Source organism: Paracoccus marcusii (assembly GCF_006151785.1).
GTDB classification, from domain to species: Bacteria; Pseudomonadota; Alphaproteobacteria; order Rhodobacterales; family Rhodobacteraceae; genus Paracoccus; species Paracoccus marcusii.
On record NZ_VDDD01000167.1, the window covers coordinates 1 to 6,497 of the forward strand.

The window sequence follows — 6,497 nt, forward strand, 5'->3', positions numbered from 1 at the left end:
ACAGAAACCGCGGGATAAATCCGTCCGGGGAAAGGGGAACCTCGGACATCAGAGGCTTTGTGCAACAAAGCCACATGCCGCTGCGCTTGAGAGACTTGAAGCCAATGGCATTCCCCGCGCGACGGTCCTGAAAGCGGCTTATGCCAACATGCCAGAAATAACGATTGAACCTCGTTATGTCCCGCAATCGACAGAGGCCAGTGGTGGCGCAGAATGGAGCCATCGGATCACGACAAAGATTGAGCAGAAAACTGTCCGGGACATTGCTGCCACAGTGAAAAATGGCAGCAAGGCACCAAAATCGGCGCTTGTCCTTGGTCAGATCGAACCAGCATGGTTTTCAGCGTTGGATACGACCATTAAGGAATTTGACGAATGAAGATACTTGCGGCTGTTAGCATTTTCGGCCTTGCGGCCGGACCGGCATTTGCTTGGAACCATAAAACCGATTTTCGTGGCCTTGAGATTTATGACCATGAAAACGGAACGGTTGATCTTCAGATTATATGTGATCCGAATGGCGCATTTATTCCGCCGATATTTTCCGCCGAGGTTGCGTTCAATGGCATCGCCTATGAGGGCGATATGGTTTTGAAGACAGATGCTGGCACTTTCACTGCTCTAGCGGTCAATGGCGGCGTATCTGCGAAGGATGCGACAGGCTGGGCAAATCTTATAAATGCCTTCCGCAGTAGTGCTGATATTGAACTGACTGCTGGCAATCAAACCTACCAAGTAGATACCGGAACCCCTTTCCCGGTATCTTGCGGGGCAGCCGAGTAAAGCCGACCCAAAGCCCCTCCTTGGAGCTTCTGTTTTTCCTCCGGCATCGCCTGTCTAACCAAATTGGATTTGTCCACCCGTGGCCCTTGAGGCCACGGGCTTGCAGACCGCGAACGGAACGGCCCCCATAGAGCGAAGGGACGCGAGTGGGCTGTGGTCAAATCCATCCTGTAAAGCGGCACCTTTCCCCATGCACCCGCGGCGGCGCAGCCGCCGCCCAAAGCCGCCGCCAGGCGGCGTCTGCGTGAAGCGCACCAGGATCATGTGGCGCGGCTTGCCGCGCTGCGATGTAAGGCGAAGCCTCGGGCGGGCGCGCTGGCGGCGAAGCTGCCGGCGCGCCCGCCCGACATTCTCCCTGCACGTCAGGACAGAGGGGTAGGGCAGGGGGGTCAGCAGACCCCCACAAACCTTTCGCCACCTTGGCTGTCTATCTCATAGATCAGAACGGGCGATCCGATCCGGGCGGCGCGGCGTCTGCCGCGCCGCTCTGCTTCGGCCAAGGTGGCGCACGGGATGGGAAGGTCGTCGGGGTCGTCGCGGATTTCGTAGGTCACAGCGCGATCCCCGGTTTCACGTTCCCGTCCCGGTCCAGCCAACCGCGCGCCTCTGCGCAACCGATGCAGATGCAGGTTCCGGCTCCCCCGACCGTGACAGGGGCCAGATAGACCGGGGGATTGGTCGTGCCGCATTTGCGGCACGACAGGTCGGGCAGAGGGCCGCTCACGCGGCCGCCCTTTCTTCTTCGACGTGCTGGCGCTTGGTCAACAGGTCAACGGCTTTCTGGGCCTCGCTGGCGGCTTTGAAGATCAGGCGTTTGTCGTCGTTCAAGGCACGCAGCCAGCTCTTGATATATGCGCCGGACTGTCCAAAATCGGGCGTCAGGCCAAGCTTTGCGCAAAGCATGGCATTTCCCAATTCCGCCACCATTTCCTCGAACGCATACCCTTTGCGGTCATTAAAGCGGGAAAAGCGGTCAAGGCGGGTGCTGTGGCCTGTGGCGTGGATTTCCTCGTGGGCCAGCGTCCCATAATAGCCCGCCGCATCGTGAAACGTGGCAATCGGCGGCATGTGGATGTAGTCGGCGGCGGGGCTGTAGTAGGCTCGCGGGTCATCGGTCGTGCGGATTTCCACCCCGATCCCCGCAAAGAAAGCATCAAGCGCCGGGTCGGGTTCGGTCCCAAGATCGCGCGCGGCCTCGGCGGGGCTGCCATAGTATTCCGGGGCCAGCCCCTCGATCTGCTCGGCGTTAAACACGCTGTAAGATTTCAGGTAGGGCAGGCGGCGTTCCTCTCCTGTCTCTTTGTCCTCGCGCTCAAACGTCCCATATTTGACAACCGTGGCGCATTTCTCGCCCTTGCGGACCTGTCCGCCCGCTTCTTGCGCTTGGCGATAGGTGAACCAGAACGGGGCGCGGTAGCCCTTGGCGTCGGCGGCAAGCCACAGCATCAGGACATTGATGCCGGAATAGGGTTCGCCGTTGCTGCGCAACGGGAACGGTGCGCCACCCTTCTCACCCGTCCAAGGCTTGCGCCATGCCGGGGTGCCCGCCTCGATGCTGGCAATGATGCTGTCGGTGACGTGCTGGTAGAGGTCGAACGATTGAGCCATTTGGCGTTCCTTCTTTTGCGACGATCCCGCCCGGTCTTTGCGCCGTGGTCGGGTGCCCAAAATGGGCGTGGCAGGGGGCAGATAGTTCTGCCTTCAGGGGTGAGAAAAACTGCGTGAAAACAGGGGGGACTGTCCCCGATGCGAAGGCGGGCTTGCCTTTCCTGTCACAAAGGTCTGCCTCTGATGGGCCGCAGCCCAATCTCTGGCCCGTGTGTTGATCCGGTCCGACATGTCGTGACGCTCCTTCCTGTTCCGCCAGTGGCGAAGCCATCGCTGCTTTTCACTTTGGATGACTTCATGTCATCCGAAGGGCAAAGCAGGGTGGGCGCAGCCCGACCTGCGGCCGGACGGTGATCTGACACACGGGGCCGGAGCGGTGAAATTGGGAGGGACCCGCGCGCTTGCGCGTGGGAGGAACCGGATTTCTCCGTGGAGGCTGACGCGCAGCGGCACCAGAGCCCGTGTTCGGATCGCCGGCCGGATGGCAGGCGGAAAAATGAAATGAAAGATCGTCAGCCGTGCCAGAGCGAAGCGGAGGCGCGGCTGTCCTCTGGATCAGCGATCGCGGTGCCCGCGATCACCATATCTCTGAAAAAGCAGCCTCTCGACTGCCAGGCAGCATCGACGCGAAGAGCCCTTATGCGACGTTCGCATGGTTTCCATCGAAGGCAGGTGCAGCGCGAACGACTGCCCCAAAGCAACCTCTCGAATGGTTCAGGTCCCGTAGGGCGGCATTGTCAAAGTGGCCACCGACTAGGCAGCATACCCAAGACCTCGACAGCAAACCGTTCGTTCAAGGCGGACCGGCCGAACAAGCTGTGGGTTTCGATGCTCGCATGCAGTTGGGATATTGCGACACGCAGCTCAGTTCCGACTTGGACCTTCTGGTAACGCATGAGCTTGATTACCGCTTGGGCTATTGTAGGTGTGGCAAGACATGGATTGCACTTCTATCTTGTGCTATAGTCTCTCGATAAGAGCTACTCCTCTATAAAAAGCTGGTTTCATCGTTTACCCGATGATGCGTGAGGATGGAAAAAATGAGATTTGCCAGCCTCCTTCTCCAAGCTACTCTCAGCTGTGCGGCTGCACCAGCAGTCGCCTGCGTAGACCTGATCTCTGGCACGCCCCCCTTCGCACGAGAAAGTTTTAGGAACTTGGAAGAGTTTAAGCCAAGGCCGACGCTGCCTCAGGGCGTAACTAAAATCCAAGACTTAGCCGAACATGGTCAAGGTGAACTCAACATCGACCAATACAGCATAAAAATCGATTCTGCGGGCCAATCCGCACAAGAATTTATGGCCGAGCTCAGGATGTCTTTAAACGAAGTAGTCTATGATGGTTCCTACTATGGGGGCCTACATCCAGCCGACACTATAAGCGCTGATAAATGGGCATCTGAAAATCCCCTGGGCGCAGTAATGCTTTTCGACTTGGCAAAATTGAGCGGATGGGAAACTACGTTGCCAGGCTTGGGCCGCATGAGATTGCCCGACCTAAGTTTGGAGCGGGCCGGAGTGATGGTTACCTGTTGGAGTGACACTTCCTTTATTTTCACACCGGTCACCATGGGATCAAAGCTCGCACCAAATGTTCCTGGTCTTCATCCCGTAGCAGGTCATCGTGGTTTTGGCATTAAGGACAATGAGGATGGAAGCTTGACAATATTTGTTCAAGCTGCGGACCGAGTTACCAATGAAGGTATCTTTTCTACTATGCGACTCGGCACACAAGAAATTATCTTTCACTTTGGAGCTCAAGTCTGGGAAGGTATGCTCGCGAGTCTCGAAAAAAAGTTTTCCCACCGTCGGCCTAGAGAGAAGGTTATATTTTCGGACCGGCTTCCTGGAAAAGTTAGAATTGACGATCGACGCAAATATTTGTACGGAGACAGTTTCCTTTCGGATGAGTTTCTATTTTCGAGAAATTTGCGATACGTAGAAGAAGAAAGTCATAATTTTGGCGTGGGTTTTGATAATGGTTTCTTAGAGTTATTTTTTAAAGAAAAACCATCTGGATACGGCGTTCTTGCTTACCCATTTGGCGCTGATATGAGAATAAAAGAAATTCAAAATGAACAAGGAACACGCGGCGAATCAAGTATCATTGACGCAGTGATTGAAGTCGCAATCAAACTCGACACCCCAGAAATTGGTGAGCAATACGACCCTAATGAGCTTGCTGCGCTTATGGATGGCCCCGCGGTATACATTGAAAGTTATCAAAGCGGGTACCTGATGCAAGCCATTGAAAATCGGATCTGGCAGGAATTTATGCCGTCTTTAATTGACGCCAGCTTAATTGAAGAGAGAGCCATTCGCCGCCATCAATTAATGGAAGTTGAGATAAAGAAATTCTCAGAATTTGCCGAAAGCTCGCGCAGGTGGGCTCAGGCAGAAAGACAGGGCATGCGGCAAGCTATTTCGGCTCAGCAGTTTGGAGCGGTTTCTGACCAGCCCACCATCCAGCTCGAAGGCATCGGGAAAGAATGTGGTATTAATTGCATCAGACAAAGGATTAAGTGAGATGAAAATTATAATTTCGTTCTTTTTCTGGGTTCTATCAGCGCTTACCGCGTCCTCCAATTCCCTTCATATCTGCCCAACATTGTCGGATAAATACAGTTGGCATCAGTATGTTGGCGGACTACCCTTGGAGCTCAAAGATCCAGCGACCCAAAAATCAAAATACTTGCCATTTGCGATAATCCTGCGTTTAAATGATGAGAGAGGTGAAACCGCCAACGACCCACTCGGTAGAATTCTTGGAAGCTCTCGATATACACTTGTCCGATACGGTCGTTCACATCCAACTAGGAACCCAGAAGATTTTTTTCTCGTCTCTGGAGGCGATGATTATCGTAATTGCTGGGGCCTCCACCGCTCGGAGATTCCCGAAGAAACCGGTCAGGTTTCTATTTTTGGAATTAGATTAAATTTTGATGACCGTGGGCGAGTTTTTGATGGCGGTATGCGCTATGTAGGAGATCTTTCTTGTACCCTTGCAACAGGTCGAGATCTCTATGGTGTTCATTATGATGATCTTCAAAGAGGAAGATATAAGGGGTGTGGAAACGGAAGCGAGGATCCTCGAAGGCATCTTCTATTGCCCCAGTAAGCATGCCGAACTACAGCGCGGCATCAATTTACGTAGGCGTCCCGCCTTTCTCGTGCCTTGATCACCATTGGCGAGAACGACTGCTACCCGCTCGTCTCATGTGTTCGTTCAACCGTAGCGAAAGTCCGGTTTCCGCCCTTCACGTCGATGATGCTGTGCCTGCGAATGCGTTCAGGGAGATCGGGGCGACCGGCAGCAAGGTCCCGCATTGCAGACGCTAGCCCGTCGCCGCCGTGCGTCTGCTATGCGGGACGAAGCGGACGGTTGCTGTTTCACGTGCCCTTTGTAAAGTTCGCCGCTATCCAGGAGAGTTAGGCGATAGTGCGGCTTCCAATCGAAGAGGCTATTTTTGTCTTAGGGCGCGAGAATGTGCCGGAAGGCCATTTGATATGGCCACGGCACTGTCCTGAGCCGTTCCTGACAAATCTTAGCCTTGATCAAGGCTATCGAGGCAATTGTGAAATCCTCCACCATGGGAAGGTGGTCTTTTCTGGTTTGGCTCTGGTGAAACGCCATCAGCAATACGGAAAGGATCTACTCGTAATCTTACTGCCTGATGTGGATCTGGGAGAGCTCTCGCCAGATGCCACTGTCGAGATGAATCCCTGTGCACTCGAACTCGATTGACGGCTGTGGGCTCTTCGCGTCGGGTGCTTGGCAACCCTTCAAGGGCTGCTTTCGGCCAAGAAATTTGCAGCTCTGCTGGTGGTAGAGGAAGCTTTAATTGGCAAGGAAGGACGTTTTGGTGTGTAAACGTAAAATTAAGCTGCTGATTTCATTAACGCGGTGAGGACGTTTATCGTGGCAAACCACAGCGCCTGTGGTTTGCCACGATAGTTGTGCTTTTTGGCCACTATTTGTGCTTTCCGGCCAATTAAAACGTCTTCTACAGGCGCTGCGCGCCCGTTGCACCCGAAGTGACCTGCTACGGGATTTTTCCTCCACCATCGATTAGAGTCCGATCCAACTTGAGGACGGACAATGAAGCG

General features: G+C 54.4%; 7 protein-coding genes. 4 read left to right on the forward strand and 3 right to left on the reverse strand.

The window, feature by feature from the left end:
* Positions 1-379, forward strand: a 379-nt coding sequence (locus FHD68_RS19150) for a hypothetical protein (RefSeq protein ID WP_167550428.1), incomplete at its 5' end; no start/stop codon positions are given.
* Positions 376-783 (forward strand): hypothetical protein, encoded by a 408-nt coding sequence (locus tag FHD68_RS17035; protein ID WP_139086320.1) that lies wholly within the window; start codon positions 376-378, stop codon positions 781-783. The genes FHD68_RS19150 and FHD68_RS17035, both read left to right, overlap by 4 nt.
* 550 nt (positions 784-1,333) lie before the next feature.
* Here FHD68_RS17035 and FHD68_RS19155 read toward each other — a convergent pair.
* Together FHD68_RS19155 and FHD68_RS17040 are read right to left on the reverse strand one after the other, a co-directional pair.
* Positions 1,334-1,507: a hypothetical protein gene (locus FHD68_RS19155; RefSeq protein WP_164871493.1), complete on the reverse strand. Its 174-nt coding sequence runs from the start codon at positions 1,505-1,507 to the stop codon at positions 1,334-1,336.
* On the reverse strand, positions 1,504-2,391 hold the full coding sequence (locus FHD68_RS17040) for an ArdC family protein (RefSeq protein ID WP_139086322.1): 888 nt from the start codon (positions 2,389-2,391) through the stop codon (positions 1,504-1,506). The genes FHD68_RS19155 and FHD68_RS17040 overlap by 4 nt, the downstream gene beginning before the upstream one ends.
* A gap of 1,040 nt (positions 2,392-3,431) precedes the next feature.
* Between FHD68_RS17040 and FHD68_RS17045 the strand changes: the two genes are divergently transcribed.
* Both FHD68_RS17045 and FHD68_RS17050 read left to right on the forward strand, forming a co-directional pair.
* Complete coding sequence (locus tag FHD68_RS17045; RefSeq protein WP_139086324.1) at positions 3,432-4,916, forward strand: hypothetical protein; 1,485 nt, start codon at positions 3,432-3,434, stop codon at positions 4,914-4,916.
* A 1-nt stretch (position 4,917) separates the two neighbouring features.
* Positions 4,918-5,508 carry a hypothetical protein gene (locus FHD68_RS17050; RefSeq protein WP_139086326.1) on the forward strand — a complete coding sequence of 197 codons (591 nt, stop codon included), beginning with the start codon at positions 4,918-4,920 and terminating at the stop codon, positions 5,506-5,508.
* A 761-nt stretch (positions 5,509-6,269) separates the two neighbouring features.
* On the opposite strand, the gene FHD68_RS19425 is transcribed toward FHD68_RS17050, so the two are convergent.
* A partial coding sequence (locus tag FHD68_RS19425) for a hypothetical protein (protein ID WP_208863800.1) occupies positions 6,270-6,497 on the reverse strand: 228 nt, incomplete at its 5' end.

What these genes read in the sequence shown, in the direction of transcription:
- FHD68_RS17035 (WP_139086320.1), top strand. Translation starts at nt 376, where the DNA reads ATGAAGATACTTGCGGCTGTTAGCATTTTCGGCCTTGCGGCCGGACCG.
- FHD68_RS17040 (WP_139086322.1), bottom strand. Translation starts at nt 2,391, where the DNA reads ATGGCTCAATCGTTCGACCTCTACCAGCACGTCACCGACAGCATCATT.
- FHD68_RS17045 (WP_139086324.1), top strand. Translation starts at nt 3,432, where the DNA reads ATGAGATTTGCCAGCCTCCTTCTCCAAGCTACTCTCAGCTGTGCGGCT.
- FHD68_RS17050 (WP_139086326.1), top strand. Translation starts at nt 4,918, where the DNA reads ATGAAAATTATAATTTCGTTCTTTTTCTGGGTTCTATCAGCGCTTACC.